This is a genomic window from Prauserella cavernicola, assembly GCF_016595675.1.
Taxonomy (GTDB): Bacteria; Actinomycetota; Actinomycetes; order Mycobacteriales; family Pseudonocardiaceae; genus Prauserella_A; species Prauserella_A cavernicola.
Genome location: NZ_JAENJH010000008.1, coordinates 113577 through 131472 on the forward strand (window position 1 = coordinate 113577; position 17896 = coordinate 131472).

Here is a 17896-nt window from a genome sequence, read left to right on the forward strand (position 1 = left end):
TCCGAACTGGACATCGAAATCGTCGCCACCATCGACGAGCTGACACGACGGCGGCTCGGTCCCCTTCCCGGCAACATCCGAGCCGTCCCCTACGTGCCCCTCAACGCCCTCATCCCCACCTGCACCGCCGCGATCCACCACGCGGGCCCCGGCACCACGTGCACGATCGCCCGCCACGGTGTGCCGCAGGTGGTGCTGCCGTGGTACTTCGACGAGCCGTACGTGGCGCGCGGGCTGGCCGATGCGGGTGCCGGCATCACCCTCGACCCCGCCGAGGCCACCGGCGGCGCCGTGCGCGACAGCCTGCGGCGGCTGCTCGGCGAGCCCGCGTTCGCCGTGGCCGCGGGCAGGTTGCGCGACGAGCTGCTGGCCCAGCCGGCCGCCAACGAGCTGGCCGCGCTCCTGCCCGACCTGACCGCCATCCACCGCGGCTCACCCGCCGCGGGCTGACCCCGAGGATCCCCATGCGCGTCCTGTTCACGACGTATCCGGAAAAGGCCTTCTTCCAGGCCATGGCGCCGCTCGCCTGGGCGCTGCGGACGGCGGGTCACGAGGTCCTCTTCGCCAGCCAGCCCGAACTGGTCGACGACATCATCGACGGCGGGCTGACCGCGGTACCGGTCGGCAGGGACCACGCCACGTGGCGGCTCGCCGAGTCTCACCCCGAGGAGACCGAGGCCGAGCGGGCTGGCCTGCCCTCGCCCTACGACGCCGCGTTCCGGCGGCCCGAGGACCTGTCCTGGGCCGAGATGACCGCCGGGTACCGGCACCACCTGCTGTTGTGGCACAAGATGGACAACTTCCCGATGATCGACGACCTCGTCGCACTGGCCAGGCACTGGAAACCGGACCTCGTCATCTGGGAACCCACCACCTACGCCGGCGCCATCGCCGCCAAGGCCAGCGGCGCCGCGCACGCGAGACTGCTGTGGAGCATCGACGTCTTCGCCACGGCCAGACAGCACTATCTCCGGCTGCGCGAGCGGCAGCCGGCCGAGGCCAGGACCGATCCCATGGGCGAGTGGCTGCGCGGCTATGCCGACAGGTACGGCTTCGCCTACGACGAGGACCTGATCAACGGGCAGTTCACCATCGACCTGCTCCCCGAATCGTTGCGGCTGGAGGCGCCCGGACTGCGCTACCTCCCGGTGCAGTACGTGCCCTACGGCGGCAAGGCGGTCGTCCCAGACTGGCTCTCGCACCCGCCCCGGCGGCCCCGGGTCGCACTCACCCTCGGCATCACGGCCACGAACCGGTTCGCGGGCTACACCGTCGACGTCCAGTCCATCTTGGACTCGTTGTCCGACCTGGACATCGAGGTGGTCGCCGCGATCGCCCGGCAGGAACAGGACAAGCTCGCCCGCATCCCTGACAACACCCGCGTGGTCTCGTTCACGCCCCTGCACGCCCTCATGCCCACCTGCTCGGCCGTCATCCACCACGCGGGACCGGGAACGCTGCGCACGACGAGCCGGTACGGCGTGCCCCAGCTGATGCTGCCGTGGGACTTCGACGAACCGGAGCTCGCGCGCGGACTCGCCGCGCAGGGGGCCGGGCTCGTGCTGGATCCGGGTGAGGCGAGCGGTGAGGCCGTGCGCGCACACCTGCTGCGGCTGCTGCGGGAGCCGGAGTTCGCCCTGGCCGCCGGGCGGTTACGGGACGACATGCTCGCCACGCCCTCCCCGAACGAGCTGGCCGGCGAGCTCGAACGGCTCTGCGCCACCTACCGACACCCGAGCCCGGAACCTCAGCGCACAGGACCAGGAGGCACCCCATGAACGTGCTGTTCGTCAGCTATCCGGAGAAGACCCACTTCCTGCCGATGGTCCCGGTGGCCTGGGCGCTGCGTACGGCGGGGCACGAGGTCCGGGTCGCCAGCCAGCCCGGATTCTCCGAGGTGATCACCCAGGCTGGGCTCACCGCCGTGCCGGTCGGCACCGATCGCGACTCCCAGCGGATGCTGCAGGCGCACCCGGACTATCTCGACCTTCGCGGGCCCCGTGCCGAGGACGGCGACATGTGGCGGGAAGGCGCCCAGGAGAGCAACTGGGAGCACCTGCGGGAGGAGTACGAGAGCGCCGTCCAGTGGTGGCACCGGATGGACAACTTCCCCCTCATCGCCGACCTGGTCGACTTCGCCCGCCACTGGAAACCCGACCTGGTCGTCTGGGAACCCAGCACGTACGCGGGCGCGATCGCGGCGAAGGCCTGCGGCGCGGCCCATGCCAGGCTGACGAACGGACCGGACGTGCTCGGCGGGTGCCGCGAGACGTATCTCAGGGTGATGAACCAGCAGCCGCCGGAGAACCGCGACGACCCGCTCGCGAACTGGCTCGGCCGCTACGCCCGTGAGGCGGGCGGCGAGTTCACCGAGGACATGGCCACCGGCCACTTCACCATCGAACAGCTGCCGGGCTCGCTGCGGGTGGACGCCGACCTCGAGTACGTTCCCGTGCGGTACGTCCCCTACGGCGGCCCCGCGGTGCTGCCGCGGTGGCTGTGGGACGACCCGCCCACGCGGCCGAGGGTCGCGCTCACGCTCGGCACCACCGCCACCGAGCGCTTCGACGGCTACAGCATCGACGTCCGCGCCGTCCTCGACGCGCTGGCCGGCCTCGACGTCGAGGTGGTCGCCACGATCCCGGAGTCCGAACAACTCAAGCTCGGATCGCTGCCCGGAAACGTGCGGGCGGTGCCTTTCGTGCCGCTGCACGCTCTGGTTCCCACGTGCTCGGCGGTGATCCACCACGCGGGCTTCGGCACGCTGTGCACGACAGCCCTGCACGGCGTCCCGCAGCTGATCCTGCCCTGGGACTTCTTCGACGAGGCCGAGCTCGCCGACCGGGTCGCCGAGCACGGTGGCGGTCTGGTCGTGCACCGCACGGACGACGTGGGCACCGTCGTCAGGGACAGCCTGGTCCGCATCCTTGACGAGCCCGAGTTCGCGGAACGTGCCCGGGCACTGAGCACCGAGATGCGGGACCTGCCCACCCCCAACGAGCTCGTTGCCCGGCTCGAGGAACTGGTCACCAAGTACCGCGGTCCGCGAGGCTGACGGCCGACACCGACGAGGAAGTCATGCGAGTCCTGTTCGTCTCCTACCCCGAGAAGACCGTCTTCCAGTACCTGGTCCCACTGGCGTGGGCCCTGCGCACGGCGGGACACGAGGTCGCCTTCGCCGGCCAGGGGAACTTCACCGACGTCATCACCCAGGCCGGCCTCACGGCGGTCCCGGTCAGCGACAACGCCGAGCCGTGGCGGGTCACCAACCTCACCGCCGACCAGCTCGAGTCGGAGCGGGCAGGCCTGCCCGCGCCCTACGACGTCGCCGACGACCCCGGCAAGGCCACGTGGGAGTACCTGCGGGACGGCTACGCCGACCGCGTGGTCGGCCGGTACGTGATGGAGAGCATCCCGATGATCCCGGGCCTGGTCTCCTACGCCCGGTACTGGCGGCCAGACCTGGTGGTCTGGGAGTCGAACTGCGCGGCGGGGCCGATCGCGGCCAAGGCCTGCGGGGCCGCGAACGTCAGAGTCCTTTTCGGACAGGACATCTTCGGTGTCACCCGAGCCCACTACCTGCGGTTGCGCGAGCGGCAGCCGGACGGCGACCGAGCCGACCCCTTCGCGGACTGGCTCGGCGAGAACGCGCGTGCGTACGGAGCGGAGTTCTCCGAGGACATGGTGACCGGTCAGGCCACCATCGACCAGTTTCCCACCTCACTGCAGGCGCGGGCGGACGGGTTGCGCTACCTCGCCACCCAGTACGTTCCGTACGGCGGGCCCGCCGTCGTGCCGAGGTGGTTGTGGGAACCGCCGAAGCGGCCACGCGTCGGCCTGACGATGGGCCTGTCCGCCACCGAGCATTTCAACGGATACACCGTCGACATGGCCACGCTGCTCACCAATCTGTCCGAACTGGACGTCGAGGTGGTCGCCACGGTCGCCGACTCCGTGCGGGAACGGCTGGGTCCCCTGCCGGACAACGTACGCACCGTTTCCTACGTGCCGTTGCACGCACTGGCGCCCACGTGCTCGGCATTCGTGCACCACGCCGGTGCCGCGACACTCGCCACCGTCTCGAGGTACGGCGTGCCACAGCTGGCTGTGCACCTGCACTTCGACCAGCCGATGTACGCGAGGAGGCTCGCGGAGCACGGTGCGGGGATCGCCATTCCCAACGACGAGGCCACCGGCCGCTCCGTCAGGGACGGCGTGCGACGACTGCTGACCGAGCCCACCTTCCGGGAACGCGCCAACGAGCTGCGCGACGAGATCAGGGCTGCCCCGGCGCCGAACGAGATCGTCCGGCAGTTGGAGGAGCTCGCCACCGGGCACCGTAGCCCGGTACCCGGCTGACGTTCACCGACCACGGGAGACGACGATGCGCATCCTGTTCGCCACCTACGCCGAGAAGACACACCTGCTCGCGATGACACCGCTGGCGTGGGCGGCGCGTACCGCGGGTCACGAGGTCAGTGTCGCCAGCCAACCCGAACTGACCGACGAGATCACCCGCGCGGGCCTGACCGCCGTACCGGTGGGACGCAACCACCGCATCTGGCGGATGATCGAGCTCAATCCGGAGTGGATGGAGGCCGACCAGGGCGGCATCTCCGAGCCGTACGACGTCGCCGAGGCGCCGGACAAGGCCACGTGGGAGTACCTGACCAACGGCTACGCCGAGGCGGTACCAGGCTGGCACCGGCTCGAGAACGCCACCATGATCGCCGGGCTGGTCGAGTACGCCCGGTACTGGCAACCGGATCTCGTGATCTGGGACCCGTCCACGTACGCGGGCGCGATCGCGGCCAAGGCCTGCGGTGCGGTTCACGGCAGGCTCATGTTCAGCGTCGACATCTTCGGGTTCACCCGGGCCCGGTACCTGGACCTCGCCCGCGAGCGCGGAGCGCACGACCGCGCCGACCCACTGGCCGACTGGCTCGGTGGCTACGCGCGCAAGTACGGCGCCGAGTTCTCCGAGGACATGGTCACCGGTCAGTTCACCGTCGACCAGTTGCCTGACCCGCTGCGGCTGGATCCGGACACCGAACACCTCCCCATGCGCTACATCCCGTACGGCGGAGCAGCGGTCGTGCCGGAGTGGACCGGCAAGCCTCCCGAGCGGCCGAGGGTCGCGCTCACGCTCGGGGTGAGCACGAAGGCCCATCTGGACCAGTACGCCGTGTCGGTCAAGGACATCCTCGCCTCGATCGCGGACCTCGACATCGAAGTGGTGGCGACCGTGTCGGACAGCGCTCAGGGTGAGCTGGGAACGATTCCCGACAACGCCAGGATCGTGCCCTACGTGCCGCTGCACGCGCTGGCACCGTCGTGCTCGGCGGTGATCCACCACGCCGGTCCAGGCACGCTCTGCACCATGGCGCTCGGCGGCGTTGTCCAGCTGGCGCTGCCCTGGCTGTTCGACGAGCCGCTGCTGGCGCGGCAGCTCGCGAGCCAGGGAGCGGGGCTGGCGACGAACGCGACCGACGCCACCGGCGAATCGGTGCGCGACGACCTTCTCCGGCTCTTGCGGGAACCGCGGTTCCAGACCCGCGCGGACGAGCTCAGGGACGGAATGCTCGCCCAGCCCACCCCCAACCAGATCGTGACACGGCTGGAGGAACTGGCCGTCGAATACCGGCACTGACCGGCAAGGGAGCGAGTACCAGTGCGAGTTCTGCTGACCACGGTGGCCGACAGCACCCACTTCATGGCCACGGTGCCACTGGCGTGGGCGCTGCGGACGGCCGGACACGAGGTGCGGGTGGCGAGCCAGCCCCCCATGACCGCCACGATCACCCAGGCCGGTCTGACCGCACAGCCGGTCGGCCGAGCTCTCGACCTGGGCAGGCTCGAGACCGAGGTCGACCGCGACGCGGTGCGCAAGGACCTGCCTCCGCCGTACCACGCAGCCGAATTGTCCGAGTCCGAACTCGACTGGCCGACGCTGCTCGCCGAGTACCGGGAGGCCACCCTCTGGTGGCACAAGCTCGACAACGTCCCAATGATCAACGACCTGGTGTCCTTCGCCCGGCAGTGGCAGCCCGACCTCGTCCTGTGGGAGCCGACGACGTTCGCGGGAGCCATCGCCGCGCGGGCCTGCGGCGCGGCACACGGCCGGGTGCTCTACACGCTGGACGTGTTCGGGAAGACCAGACAACACTTCCTGAGGCTCCAGCAGTCGCGGCCCGCGCACGAGCGGGAGGACCCGATCGCCGACTTCCTCGGTGGCTACGTCGGCGGCGACTTCGCCGAGGACCTGGTCACCGGCCAGTTCACCATCGAGCAGCTACCACCGCCCCTGCGCATGTCCGCGGACCTGGACTACGTGCCGATGCGCTACGTCCAGTACGGCGGCCCGGCGGTCGTCCCGGACTGGGTCCGCACTCCACCGTCCAGGCCCAGGGTCGTGCTCACGCTGGGGATCAGTGCGACCGAGCACTTCGACGGCTACACCATCGACATTCCCGAGGTGCTCGACGCGCTCTCGGACCTCGACATCGAGCTGGTCGCGACCATCGCCGAGGAGGAACAGGGAAAACTGGGACCGGTGCCGGACAACACGCGGGTGGTGTCCTACGTGCCGTTGCCCTCGATCGTGCCGAGCTGTGCCGCGGTGATCCACCACGCGGGCTTCGGCACCCTGTCCACGGTGTCCCGGTTCGGTGTACCCCAGCTGGCGGTGCCCTTCCACTTCGACCAGCCCTCCTTCGCGCGCAGGCTGGCCGCTCAGGGCTCCACGCTGATGCTCCACTCCGACCAGGCGAGCGGCGACGCCGTCCGAACCGGACTCCTGCGGGTGCTGGAAGAACCGGAGTTCCGTACGCGGGCCGGCGCGTTGCGCTCGGACGTCCTCGCCATGCCCACACCCAACGAGGTGGTGACCCAGCTGGAACAGCTCGTCACCAAGCACCGCGACACCAACAGCTGAGCTCATGTGACAGGGGCGGGGCCTTCCGACGTGGAAGGCCCCGCCCCTGCGCTACGTGCGGGTCAGGCCGCGGTGGGCAGATGCCCTGCCATCAGCAGCACACCTTCGTTGCCGCCGTCCTGCATACGCTTCATCCAGCGGAGGTTCTCCGGGCCGGGACCGAGTTCGACGATGCGCTGGAACTCGGGACTCAGCTCCTCATCGCCGTGGTCGCGCAGGTACTCGTAGATGGCCTCGTAGACGCCGACATAGGTGTAGCGGGTGTGCTCGCTGACGTCGGTGAGCTCGTCGACCACCAGCCCCGCCTCGGCGGCGAAGGCCCGGTAGTCGTCCAGGCTCACCAGTGGAGCGGCCCGGAAGACCGACAGCGAGTGGGCCAGCTCGTGCTCGTCCTCGTCGCCCATGGCCCGGCCCTTGTCGAGCGCGTCGGTGAGCGCCACCCGGCCACCCGGCTTGAGCACCCTGGCGATCTGCGCCAGCACCCGGGACCGGTCCGGAATGTGCACGATGGACTCGAAGGCGAGCACGGCGTCGAACGAGTCGTCCGGGAACGGCAGAGCCAGTGCGTCGGCCCGCTCGAAGGCGGCCCGATCACTCAGGCCCGAGCTACGGGCGTTCTCGTTGGCCAGCTCGACGTCCTTGGCGCTGACGGAGATACCGACCACGTGCGCACCCGTGGACCTGGCCACCTGGACGCCCGGTTTTCCCGTGCCACAACCGAGATCGAGCACGCGGTCACCGGGTGCGACCCGCAACCGCTCGGCCATGATGTCGGTGAAACGTTCCGCGGCTTGTTCGAACGTGCTGTCGTCGTCGGGACCCGTCCAGTACCCGTAATGCATGCTCCCACCCTGGAAACGGGTGAGAAAGCGGTTCACCTCATCGTAGAAGGCACCTACCTCGGTGGGGCTGCTGTGTCTGTACTCGACTGGCATTCATCCTCACAGAAGGCTTCGAATGAGAGTGGTACGCGGCCCTACTTCCGTGCCTTGTGCTCGGTGAGCAGAACCACGACGAAGCCGACGACGATGAGGCCGATGTAGGCCACGACCTCGTTTCCCTCGAGCGCCGGCACATACTGCGCGACCGCGAAGAAACGGAACCACCCGACGAACTCGTTGATCAGTCCGGCGACTCCCAGGAGCATCAGAAGTCCACCGACGAAGGAGATCACTTGCCTCATGCCGGGGAAGGTACCGCACCGGAAGTCCCCGGGTCATCGCCCCGAAGTGGGTCCGGCACGCGACTTTGGTCTGGTTCCGACCGCACCGCGGCGCTGTCAGCTCAGGATCCCTCCTCCGCGAGCAGTGTCGCTGCCGTCGTGTCGAGCAGGCCGCCCGCGGCGCGCACCTCCGCACCCATCGGCCGGTCCTCGTCCAGCGGCGGGGAGATGCCGGCCAGCTCGGACCAGACACCGCTGCTCTCCGGCTCCTGGCCGGTGATGGCCTCGAGCTGAGCGACACCGAGGCCGAGCGAACCGATGACCAGCCAGCCGAACTCGAGGGCCTCGGCCACCGAGTTCGCCCCGTTCAGAGCCATCGGCACGTGGTCCTGGTTCCAGCCGTTGGTCGGCAGCGTGGTCAGCGACGCGGGATAGACCAACTGCCGGATCTTGGAGACGAAGGAGGTCGCGCTGATCTGCACGCCGGCGAGCCCGCAGCCGCGGCCCGCACGCGGGGTGAGCATCATCGGCAGCTCACCGTTGGTCGACGGGCTGAGCAGCAGCGAGAGCTGGCGCTCGACCAGGTAGACCGCCATCTGCAGCGCGATCCCGATCTGGTCGGACGCGAGGCCGACGGGCATCGCGTGGAAGTTGCCGCCGTGCAGCACCTCGTCGTCGAAGGTGATCGGGTTGTCCGTGACGCCGTTCGCCTCGCGCAGCAGGACCTCACCCGCGTGCTCGAGCTGGTCGAGCACGGCGCCGAGCACCTGCGGGGCGCAGCGCAGGCTGTAGGGCTCCTGCAGCGGGCGCGCGGGGTCGCGCGTCAGGTCCTCGGGCAGCTCCCGCCGGATCCAGCCGGCCGCCCTGCGCTGACCCACCTGTCCCCTGGCGACGCCGATACCGTCCTCGTAGTGCTCCGGGTTGGCCCGCAGCAACCGCGCGAGCCTGCCGCTCAGCGCCGCGGCGGCACGGACGAGCCGTACGGCCGAGCGCTGGTTCAGGATCGACACCGCGAGGCCGACTCCGGTGCCGTTGACGAACGCGAGTGCCTCCCTGACGGGCCATTCGAACGGCTCCGTACCGAGCTCGCCCAATACCTCGCGGGACGGCTTGAGCACGTTCCGGCCGTCGGCGCCACGGCTCCACGCCTCACCCACGCCCGTGTAGCTCAGCGCCGCGTGCGCCAGCGGCTGGAGGTCGCCACTCGCGCTGACCGTGCCGTGCCGGGGAATCGCGGGCGTGTAACCCCGGTTCCACAGGTCGGCGAGCTTGTCCCAGAACTCGGGCGACACCGGCGAGAAACCCTTGCGCATGCTGTTCAACCGGAGCCACACGACGAGCCTGCTCGTCTCCGGGTCGAGCGGTTGCCCCTGTCCGGTGCCGAGGTGGGAGATCAGCGAGCTGCCCTGTTCCATCTCGGACTCGGCCGAGTAGAGCACCAGCGGACCGAAACCCTGGGTAAGCCCGTAGATCGGCTCGTCGGCGGCGAGCTTCTTGGCCACGATGTCCGAGCTCGCGTTCATGCGGGCCACGTCGTCCTGGTCACAGGGATCGATCGTGGCGTCCCACGAGGCCCGGCGGACGAGGTCGGCGAGATTCTCGAAACCCGCGGACGTCGACAGTGTCTTCACTATTCCACCTCTGACTTGGCGAGAAGGGACTGCTGTTGCTTCAGCAGCTTTCCAGTGGCGGACCGGTCGATCCGGTCGACTGCGTGCACGCGCCGCGGGCGAACTCCCAGCCGGTTGATGACGGCCGCCATGTCGATGTCGCTCAGTGATTCCCCGGACTCCGGCACGATCAGCAGTTCGACGTGCTCGCCGATCATGGCATCGGCCACCGGCAGGATGGCCAGATCGGTGCAGGAGACCAGTGTCCGTAAGGCGTTCTCCATCTCGTCGAGATTGATCCGGCGACCGTTGACCTTGACGAGCCTGCTGCGACGGCCCGAGAAGCGAAACGTCCGGTCGTCGAGCATTTCGACCTGGTCGTCCATTTCCCAGGTCTCCGGCGGCTCTCCGTCCGGCCGGAACGCGAGCCTCGGACTGCGCACCCTCAGCGGCGCCTCGTCGTCCGTGACGACGTCACCGCCGCTCTGAACGGCGGTGACGTCGCCGAACAATCGCCACGGCGGTGGCTCACCCTCGCGCCACCGACGCGTACCGATCCCACCTGCCTCGGTGGAACCCAGCACCTCCACGATCAGCGCCCGGTCGGGTCCGGCCTCGCGGAGGAAGTCCCCAGCCGACGCGGGCAGCATGGCGCCCCCGTGCATGACCGTGACGTGGTCCATCGACCGCACCCACGACAGCTGCTCCAGCAGCAGCGTGAAGATCCACGGCGTGGCGATCACGGCCCAGCGATCGTGTTCGCGCGGCGGCATCCTGCCGAAGAACGAGGGCCGGTACCACGCGGGAATGCGCAGCCTCGCCGGGACGAGCACGCTCGCGAGTGCGCCGTAGAGATGCACGGGCGGCACGAACGAGGCCAGTGCTTCCGGTCGCTCCGGTGCGATGAGATCGGCGAGCAGACCCGCCTCGCTCCATACGTTCTCGCGCAGCCTTCGCCAGCACTGACTCGGGCCCGTACTGCCCGACGTGTGGAAGTCGATCGTCGGGGGCAGTGTGTCGAGGACGAGTTGCTCGATGTCGGCGTCGCACCGGTCCCAGCGGACACACCAGGACTCCTCCGCGACCCGCGGATGGTCGAATCCCAGACTCAGCAGCTCGGTGGGGGTGAGTTCAACGTAGCTCACGGCAACCTCTCAGACAGCGGGAGAGCACAGGCCTTCTCGAGGAGAGCGCTGGCGGAGCCCCGTCGGGAGCCCCGTGCCTTGAAGCTCCTGTGTGGACAGTCAAGGCGAGCGCGGCGGCGTCGCCGACACTGTGCTCCTCGCCCGGCCCGGCTGGCAAGGGACCGGCGATCCCGCGGTCTCGCCGGCGAGACGTGCCCGCACGGTGCTCACGTCAGCCGCCTGGCCATGTCCATGACGTACTGGCCGTAGTCGGAGTTCTTCATTCGCGCTCCCAGTTCGTGGCAGGCCTCCGCGTCGATGAAGCCCATCCGCAGCGCGATCTCCTCGAGGCAGGCGACCCGCACTCCCTGTCGTTTGCCCAGCACCTGGACGTACGTGCTCGCCGCCAGCATCGACTCGTGCGTGCCCGCGTCCAGCCAGGTGAAGCCGCGACCGAGCCGGACCAGCCGGGCCCTGCCGTTCTTCAGGTACACCCTGTTGACGTCGGTGATCTCGAGCTCGCCCCGGTCGGACGGGGTCAGGTCGCGCGCGATCTCCACCACGTCGGAGTCGTAGAAGTAGAGGCCGGTGATGGCGTTGTCCGAGCGCGGCGCGGCGGGTTTCTCCTCGAGCGAGACGAGGTTTCCCGCGTCGTCGACCTCTCCGATCCCGTAGCGCTCGGGGTCGGAGACCGGGTAGCCGAACAGCGTGCAGCCGCCGATGTCCTGGCGAGTCTCGCGCAGCAGCCGGGCGAAACCGTGGCCGTGGAACAGGTTGTCGCCGAGGATGAGCGCGGAGTCGTCGTTGCCGATGTGGTCGGCGCCGATGAGGTAGGCCTCGGCGATACCACGCGGCTCGGGTTGCGCGGCATACGTGAGATTGAGCCCCAGGTGGGAGCCGTCGCCGAAGAGGTCGGTGAGAGCGGGAAGGCTGCCCGGCGACGAGATGATCATGATGTCGCGGATGTCGGCCAGCATCAGCACCGACAGCGGATAGTAGACCAACGGCTTGTCGTAGATCGCGAGCAACTGCTTGGAGGTCGCGAGGGTGAGCGGGAACAGGCGGGTTCCACTTCCACCGGCGAGAACTATGCCCTTCATTTTTCGCATCCTTCTCGGGTTCGGGCCCACCTTCGATCAGGGCGGGCAACTGGTGGCGCCCCACTCTCGCCGACGACCTGTTGATAGCAGCCACGCTGAGCTAGGGTCAATCGAAAGGACAGTCTATTGTGTACTCGGAGATCGGTTGAAGTGTCTTCCACAGAAGGCAATGGCGACTCGCCAGCCCCGATGACCCTGCCAACGACACGCGCCCACGGATGCCCGTTCGACCCACCTCCCGAACTCGCCCCACTGGAACCGATCACCCCGCTGCGTTATCCGGACGGTCACCTCGGCTGGTTGGTCACCGGATTCACCGCGGCTCGCACGGTGCTGTCGGACCCGCGATTCAGCAACCGGCCGGAGCTGCGCCACATTCCCGTACTGGAGCACGTTCCCGAGGCCGAATCGGTGACCGACGCCGTCGCCGAACACGAGACGGACGAGGCGATGCCGGGCTGGTTCGTGAACATGGACCGGCCCGAGCACACCAGGTACCGCCGGTTGCTGACCAGGTACTTCACCCGAAACCGGTTGGCCGCGCTGGAACCCCGCATCGAGGAGATCACCGCCGCTCAGTTGCGCGTGCTGGCCGATGCGGGCCGACCGGCCGATCTGGTGAGCACGTTCGCCATGCCGATCTCGTCGACCGTGATCTGTGAACTGCTGGGCGTGCCCTATGCCGACCACGAGCGCTTCCAGGAATGGACCCGGACGGTGGTGGACCTCGAGGCGCCGCGCGCCGAGGCGGACGCCGCGTTCGAGGCGTTGTACGGCTATCTGGCCGATCTCGTCAGGGACAAGCGCACCCGGGCCGGCGACGACATGCTGGGCGAGCTCGTGGCCACCGGCGAGCTGACCGACGAGGAACTCGCCAGCATCGCCATGATCCTGCTCGTCGCGGGCTACGAGCCGACGGCGAACATGATCGCGCTGGGAGCCTTCGCGTTGCTGGAGCACCCCGCGCAGCTCGCGCAGATCCGCGCCGATCCGGCCATCGCGGACAACGCGTTCGACGAGCTGATGCGCTACCTGACGATCGCGCACCAGGGCGCACCCAACCGCGCCGCGCTCGAGGACGTGGAGGTGGCCGGGGTCCTCGTCAGTGCGGGCCAGACGGTCACAGTCTCACTGCCCGCGGCGAACCGCGACGGCGCCGCCTTCCCTGACCCCGACGAGCTCGACCTGACCCGCGCGGAGGCGGGCCGCCATCTGGGGTTCGGACACGGTCTGCATCAGTGCCTGGGGCAGCACCTGGCGAAGATCCAGGTGCGGATCGCCTACCTGGAGCTGTTCGCGGCGTTTCCCGCGCTACGGCTCGCGGTGCCCGCCACCGACGTGCCGCTGCGCGAGCATTCGACCAACCGGGGAGTCCGGGAACTGCTGGTGACGTGGTGATCCCGGTGGTACTGGCGCTGCGGCGCCAGTACCACCGGCTGGTCATTCGTGACCCAGGATCTCGTGGGGCCGGTACGGCGCCTCGAGGCGGGCGAGCTCGTCGTCGTCCAGCGTGACGTCCAGCGCGCTGACCGCGTCGTCGATGTGATCGGTCCGCGTCGCGCCGATGGTGGGCGCCACCACCGCCGGCCTGCTGAGCAACCAGGCCAGCGCGACCTGCGCCGGGGCCAGGCCCCTGGCGCGCGCCACGTCGCCGACGACATCGACCACCTCCTGGTCGCCGTCGTCGTACAGCATGGTGGCGAGGCGGTCGTTCTCCGCGCGCACCGTGCCCCGCTCGCGGTTGCCGGCGAGCCTGCCGCGGGCCAGCGGGCTCCACGGCACCACACCGATGCCCTCGTCCGCGCAGAACGGGATCATCTCCCGCTCCTCCTCGCGGTAGAGCAGGTTGTAGTGGCTCTGCATGGACACCAGCCGGCTCAGCCCCATCGCCTGTGCCGTGTACTGCGCCTTCGCCAGCTGCCACGCGAACATGCTCGTCGCGCCGAGATAACGGACCTTGCCCGCACGCACCAGGTCGTGCAACGCCTCGAGAGTCTCCTCGATCGGCGTCTCGTAGTCCCAGCGGTGGAGCTGGTAGAGATCCACGTGGTCCGTGCCGAGCCGGCGCAGGGAGGCGTCGATGGCGGCGTTGATGTGCTTGCGGGACAGCCCACGGTCATTCGATCCCTGCCCGGTGGGAAAGAAGACCTTCGTGGCGAGTACGTAGTCGTCCCGCCGGTCGAACAGCTTCCGCAGCAGGCTGCCGGTGATCTCCTCACTCACCCCGCCCGCGTACATGTCCGCGGTGTCGAAGAACGTCACACCGGCCTCCACGGCCCGCCTGACGATCGGTTCGCCCCGCTCCTCGTCGAGGTGCCACGGCGACTTTCCCGGGTCACCGAGGCTCATCATCCCGAGGCAGATCCGCGAGACGCGCAGCCCCGAGTCGCCCAGCCGAACATAGTCCACAGTGCGCTCTCTCCCTACTATGCCGTCGGCTGAGCCGTCGCCAGCGTGCCGGTCACGTACCCGCACATCGAGTCGAAGTCCCAGCCGCCCATCCAGAACCTGATCGGCCACGCCCCGTCCGCGTCCGCGTCGGACAGTTCCGGAACCAGTTCGAGTCCTTCGACCGGGCCGGTGAGGTCCATGGCGTACCGCGACCGCAGGTCGTAGTCACCGACCAGGTACTCGTCTTTCCGCATGAACTCGATGCGGCAACGGCACGCCTCGGCGAGCGCCTCGTCGTCGGTCGACTCGATGACGGCCTCCAGCCTGCGCTCACGCTCCTTCCAGAGGGCGCCGAGGTCCGCGATCCCCGTGGCCTGTCTGACCTCGTCCCTGGCCTCGTCGCTGAAGTCGATGCCCTTGCCGCGAAGCTCCGCGTAGGGGAACTCGTAGCCGGTGGCGTAGGCCCGGCCGAACCGGCGTGTTCCGTCGCCGAACCTGATCCGGAACGGCAGGATCGGCTCGAGTCCCGCCTCGGCGACGATCCCATTGCGGCCCTCGAAGACGGGCCGGTCACCCAGGTCCACCGTGGCTCCGTCGAGCGGGTGGCCGGGCACGGCGGTGCCGTCGACGCGGACCTCGGCGACGGAGACGCCGACACGGATCTCCGGCTCGCACGCCACCCTGGCGAACGCGCCCTCCGGCTGGAACCGGATGATCCGATCGAAGTCGGGCTCACCCGGATAGGCCCACGTGAAGCCGGAGACCCCTCTGGGCTCGTCGTGCGGGTCCGGGTCCGTCGCGAGCCGGACCTGGAACCATCCGCGGAAATCGATCTCAATCGGCACGGGACACTCCTTCCGCCAGGTTTCGCCTCAGCCAGCCCGCGTGCTCGGCCAGCGTGGCAAGGCGAGCGATCCCCGCCTCACCGGCGAGTTGCTTGCAGTCGTTCTCCAGCGCCGTCAACGACTCCATCACGATGGTGAACCGGGGTTCGTGCCTCGGCGAGAGCCGGACCTCCTCGTAAACCTCGAACGGGACGCCTGCCACCCCGTCGGCCGGGTCGTCGTACACCGGCATCTCGGTGAGTATCTCCGAGATGGCCCTGATGAACGACGACATGAGCTGCTTGCTCGCGGACTTCACCAGCTCGCGGTCGACCAGCATGGCCGGGCCGGAGGCGGGTGGCTCGTCGTAGCTGAACATCTGCAGCATCAGCAGCGTCAGCACGCGGTACGCGTCGTTCGAGACCGCGGCCACCCGCCGGGTCAGCTCGTTCTCGATGTAGGTCCCCGGCAGCGGGCTGTCCCGGTGGTTCGCCCAGGTTCGCGGATTGTCGACGACGTCGCGGGTCGGGACGAACCCGGCCGGAAGCTCGGCGAACTCCCTGCGCAGCCGCTGGAAGAGCGCGTAGTGCGAGTCCTCGTCGTCGTCCGGCGCGCCCTCGCCCTGCTCCACCACGAGGTCCAGCGCCGCGAGCGCGGACTCGAGGTCGGTCACCGCGGGAATCGAGCGGACCTGCAGGCCCCACTTGGTGTCGGTGTCCACTCCCGCGGGCACCAGGAACGCGTCCTCGCCGAGGTTGACGAAGCCCGCGCGGATGATGTCGTAAAGCTCGCCGAGATAGTCGAACTCGATCACGTTGGGCAGCTCGGACGACACATGGCCCAGCAACCGGTCGGGCACCCGCTCCGGCTCGGGCGGCAGCGGGACTCCCCTCGGCAGCTCCATCCGCTCGTAGCGCCACAGCGTGTGGTCGTCCCACTTGGTCAGGCTGAGCCCGAACGGGCTCTCCGGGCTCAGCGCCTGCGGGAAGTTCGGCCGGTGCAGGACGGGCGCGGCACCCACGACGTTGAGCAGGTTGGTGATGATCCCGAGGTGGATCATCTCCTCGTGGGAGACCCGCAACATGGTCTGGCCCCAGTTGTGCATCAGCCGTTCCTGCTTGGGGTGCAGGCCCTCGTCCGGCCGCCGCTTCAACGTCCACGCCGTGTACAGGTACTGCAACAGGATGGCGTGCTCGAGCGAGGCCGCCACGCTCAACGCGTCGATCAGCTCGTTGCGCGTGGTGATCGAGGCCGGGATCCGCCGGGCGAACCCGGACCCACCCGGTTCGCCGACGTAGCCGGTCAGCTCGGCGCGCGGCGCGGCCACGTCGCCGGTCCGCTGCGCCTCCGCGCGAGTGCCGCCCACGGCGTCCGTCACCCGTGACACATCCCCTCTGGTTCGGAGACCGAAAACGGTCCTGCGCCGGGAGAACGGGTACGCAGACCCGGCACCATCCGCTCCAACATCGGTACCACCTCGTTCGGGGACGGCAGTGCTGACATCTCGTCGCGCAGAGCCAGCGCCCGGCGTGCGAACGTGGGGTCCTCCAGCAGCCGCACCAGCGCGTTCCGCACGGCTGTCCCGGTGGCCTCCCGGTAGTTGATCGCGATGCCGGCACCGTGCCGGGCCAGCCGTTCCGCATGGTACGGCGCATCGTGGCGTTCGGGCAGGGACAGCTGCGGCACACCACAGCTCGCGGTGGTCGTGGCCGTGCCGAACGCGCCGTGGTGGATCACCGCGGAGCACGTCGGGGCCAGCGTGTGCAGGGCGATGAACGGCACCGTGCGCACGTTGTCCGGCAGCGCGGGCATCTTGTCCCGTTCGTCGTCCGGCAGCGTCGCGACGAGCTCGATGTCCAGATCGGACAGTGTCGCGATGATGTCGGCCACGTTCACCGCGTATCCGTCGAACCGCTCCGCCGAGGTGCTGCCGAGCGTCAGGCACACCCTCGGCCTCCCGGACTCCCTCCACACCCAGCTCGGTGTCTCCGCGCGGCCGTTGTAGGCGACGTAGCGCATCGGGAGGTAGTGCAGGTCGGCCTCCATCCGCAGGGAGTCGGGCTGCTGGTCGATGGTGAACTGGCCGACCGTCATGTCCTCGGTGAAGTCGAGATCGTGATCCGCCGCCCGCGCGGTGATCCAGTCCTGTAACGCGTCCTCCCGCCGGCTCGGCGGCTGCAGCTCCTTCAGGCGGAGGTAGTGCTGCCTGGCGACGGCGAACATGTCCAAATTGCACAGGAGTCTCGCGTGCGCGGCGCCGACGGCCTTGGCGGCCACCGCGCCCGCGTACGTCGACGACTCCCACACCACGAGGTCCGGCCGCCAGCCCCTGGCGAACTCGACGAGCTCGTCGAGCATCGGGTCGTTCACCATCCGGTACCAGGAGGCGACGATGTCGTCGTAGCCCGCCTTGAGGTGCTCCCAGCTGATGTTCTCCGGCGGTTCGTCGACCACGTCGAACGGCGGCTGCTTCACACCGCGGACCTTGTTGTAGGTCTCCGGGCTCGCCTGCGCGACCCGCGCGGTCAGGAACCGTTTCGCCGCCCGCCACAGATTGTGGTCACTGCCAACGGACACCGCGGTCAGCCCGGTGCGCCGGATGGTGTCGACCAGCTCCGGCTGGCTGGCGACGCAGACCTCGTGCCCGGCGGTCCGCAACGCCCACGCGAGCGGAACCATCGGCTGGACATGTGTTTTCTCCGCGTACGTCGCGAACAGGACGCGCACCGTCCACCCCACTCGTCGGAACGG

Annotated in this window: 16 protein-coding genes; 7 read left to right on the forward strand and 9 right to left on the reverse strand. The window is 69.1% G+C overall.

The genetic code is table 11. The annotated features are described in order from the left end of the window. From JHE00_RS26295 to JHE00_RS26320, 6 genes are all read left to right on the forward strand, one after another. Positions 1-450: nucleotide disphospho-sugar-binding domain-containing protein (locus JHE00_RS26295; protein ID WP_268958417.1), on the forward strand; the 450-nt coding region annotated here is incomplete at its 5' end. 14 nt (positions 451-464) lie between these two features. Then, positions 465-1778, forward strand: a complete 1314-nt coding sequence (locus JHE00_RS26300) for an activator-dependent family glycosyltransferase (RefSeq protein ID WP_200322997.1) — start codon at positions 465-467, stop codon at positions 1776-1778. Next, positions 1775-3055 carry an activator-dependent family glycosyltransferase gene (locus tag JHE00_RS26305; RefSeq protein WP_200322999.1) on the forward strand — a complete coding sequence of 427 codons (1281 nt, stop codon included), beginning with the start codon at positions 1775-1777 and terminating at the stop codon, positions 3053-3055. Before JHE00_RS26300 ends, JHE00_RS26305 begins: the two co-directional genes overlap by 4 nt. Before the next feature lie 23 nt (positions 3056-3078). Further along, a complete protein-coding gene (locus tag JHE00_RS26310) occupies positions 3079-4359 on the forward strand; it encodes an activator-dependent family glycosyltransferase (RefSeq protein WP_200323001.1) in 1281 nt (426 codons plus the stop codon). Positions 4360-4384: 25 nt separating this feature from the next. Then, entirely contained in the window at positions 4385-5650 is a 1266-nt protein-coding gene (locus JHE00_RS26315) for an activator-dependent family glycosyltransferase (RefSeq protein ID WP_200323003.1), read from the forward strand. A gap of 21 nt (positions 5651-5671) precedes the next feature. Then, positions 5672-6934 (forward strand): activator-dependent family glycosyltransferase, encoded by a 1263-nt coding sequence (locus tag JHE00_RS26320; protein WP_200323005.1) that lies wholly within the window; start codon positions 5672-5674, stop codon positions 6932-6934. Positions 6935-6996: 62 nt separating this feature from the next. Here JHE00_RS26320 and JHE00_RS26325 read toward each other — a convergent pair whose 3' ends face one another. From JHE00_RS26325 to rfbA, 5 genes are all read right to left on the reverse strand, one after another. Continuing rightward, positions 6997-7869, reverse strand: a complete 873-nt coding sequence (locus JHE00_RS26325; RefSeq protein ID WP_200323007.1) for an SAM-dependent methyltransferase — start codon at positions 7867-7869, stop codon at positions 6997-6999. Positions 7870-7910: 41 nt separating this feature from the next. Next, positions 7911-8117, reverse strand: coding sequence for a hypothetical protein (locus JHE00_RS26330; RefSeq protein ID WP_200323009.1), 207 nt, complete (start codon positions 8115-8117; stop codon positions 7911-7913). 101 nt (positions 8118-8218) lie between these two features. After that, positions 8219-9727: an aromatic amino acid lyase gene (locus JHE00_RS26335; RefSeq protein ID WP_307832119.1), complete on the reverse strand. Its 1509-nt coding sequence runs from the start codon at positions 9725-9727 to the stop codon at positions 8219-8221. Further along, the gene (locus JHE00_RS26340; protein ID WP_200323011.1) at positions 9727-10851 is read right to left on the reverse strand and encodes a class I adenylate-forming enzyme family protein; all 1125 of its coding nucleotides are present in this window, start codon (positions 10849-10851) and stop codon (positions 9727-9729) included. Before JHE00_RS26340 ends, JHE00_RS26335 begins: the two co-directional genes overlap by 1 nt. A 206-nt stretch (positions 10852-11057) precedes the next feature. Next, positions 11058-11930: a glucose-1-phosphate thymidylyltransferase RfbA gene (gene rfbA, locus JHE00_RS26345; RefSeq protein WP_200323012.1), complete on the reverse strand. Its 873-nt coding sequence runs from the start codon at positions 11928-11930 to the stop codon at positions 11058-11060. Between the two features lie 189 nt (positions 11931-12119). Here rfbA and JHE00_RS26350 point away from each other — a divergent pair, with 189 nt between their 5' ends. After that, complete coding sequence (locus JHE00_RS26350; RefSeq protein ID WP_200323020.1) at positions 12120-13328, forward strand: cytochrome P450; 1209 nt, start codon at positions 12120-12122, stop codon at positions 13326-13328. A gap of 42 nt (positions 13329-13370) precedes the next feature. Here JHE00_RS26350 and JHE00_RS26355 read toward each other — a convergent pair whose 3' ends face one another. Genes JHE00_RS26355 through JHE00_RS26370 form a run of 4 tightly spaced genes read right to left on the reverse strand, consistent with a single transcriptional unit; the run spans position 13371 to position 17872 of the window. Continuing rightward, positions 13371-14339, reverse strand: a complete 969-nt coding sequence (locus JHE00_RS26355; RefSeq protein WP_200323022.1) for an aldo/keto reductase — start codon at positions 14337-14339, stop codon at positions 13371-13373. 17 nt (positions 14340-14356) lie between these two features. After that, on the reverse strand, positions 14357-15166 hold the full coding sequence (locus JHE00_RS26360) for a hypothetical protein (protein ID WP_200323024.1): 810 nt from the start codon (positions 15164-15166) through the stop codon (positions 14357-14359). Then, a complete protein-coding gene (locus JHE00_RS26365) occupies positions 15156-16523 on the reverse strand; it encodes a ferritin-like domain-containing protein (RefSeq protein WP_200323026.1) in 1368 nt (455 codons plus the stop codon). Before JHE00_RS26365 ends, JHE00_RS26360 begins: the two co-directional genes overlap by 11 nt. Beyond that, on the reverse strand, positions 16520-17872 hold the full coding sequence (locus JHE00_RS26370) for an activator-dependent family glycosyltransferase (protein ID WP_200323028.1): 1353 nt from the start codon (positions 17870-17872) through the stop codon (positions 16520-16522). Before JHE00_RS26370 ends, JHE00_RS26365 begins: the two co-directional genes overlap by 4 nt. Positions 17873-17896 lie beyond the last annotated feature (24 nt).

Excerpts from the sequence above, each read along its gene's own strand:
- JHE00_RS26300 (WP_200322997.1), top strand. The coding sequence starts at position 465 with ATGCGCGTCCTGTTCACGACGTATCCGGAAAAGGCCTTCTTCCAGGCC.
- JHE00_RS26305 (WP_200322999.1), top strand. The coding sequence starts at position 1,775 with ATGAACGTGCTGTTCGTCAGCTATCCGGAGAAGACCCACTTCCTGCCG.
- JHE00_RS26310 (WP_200323001.1), top strand. The coding sequence starts at position 3,079 with ATGCGAGTCCTGTTCGTCTCCTACCCCGAGAAGACCGTCTTCCAGTAC.
- JHE00_RS26315 (WP_200323003.1), top strand. The coding sequence starts at position 4,385 with ATGCGCATCCTGTTCGCCACCTACGCCGAGAAGACACACCTGCTCGCG.
- JHE00_RS26325 (WP_200323007.1), bottom strand. The coding sequence starts at position 7,869 with ATGCCAGTCGAGTACAGACACAGCAGCCCCACCGAGGTAGGTGCCTTC.
- JHE00_RS26330 (WP_200323009.1), bottom strand. The coding sequence starts at position 8,117 with ATGAGGCAAGTGATCTCCTTCGTCGGTGGACTTCTGATGCTCCTGGGA.
- rfbA (WP_200323012.1), bottom strand. The coding sequence starts at position 11,930 with ATGAAGGGCATAGTTCTCGCCGGTGGAAGTGGAACCCGCCTGTTCCCG.
- JHE00_RS26350 (WP_200323020.1), top strand. The coding sequence starts at position 12,120 with ATGACCCTGCCAACGACACGCGCCCACGGATGCCCGTTCGACCCACCT.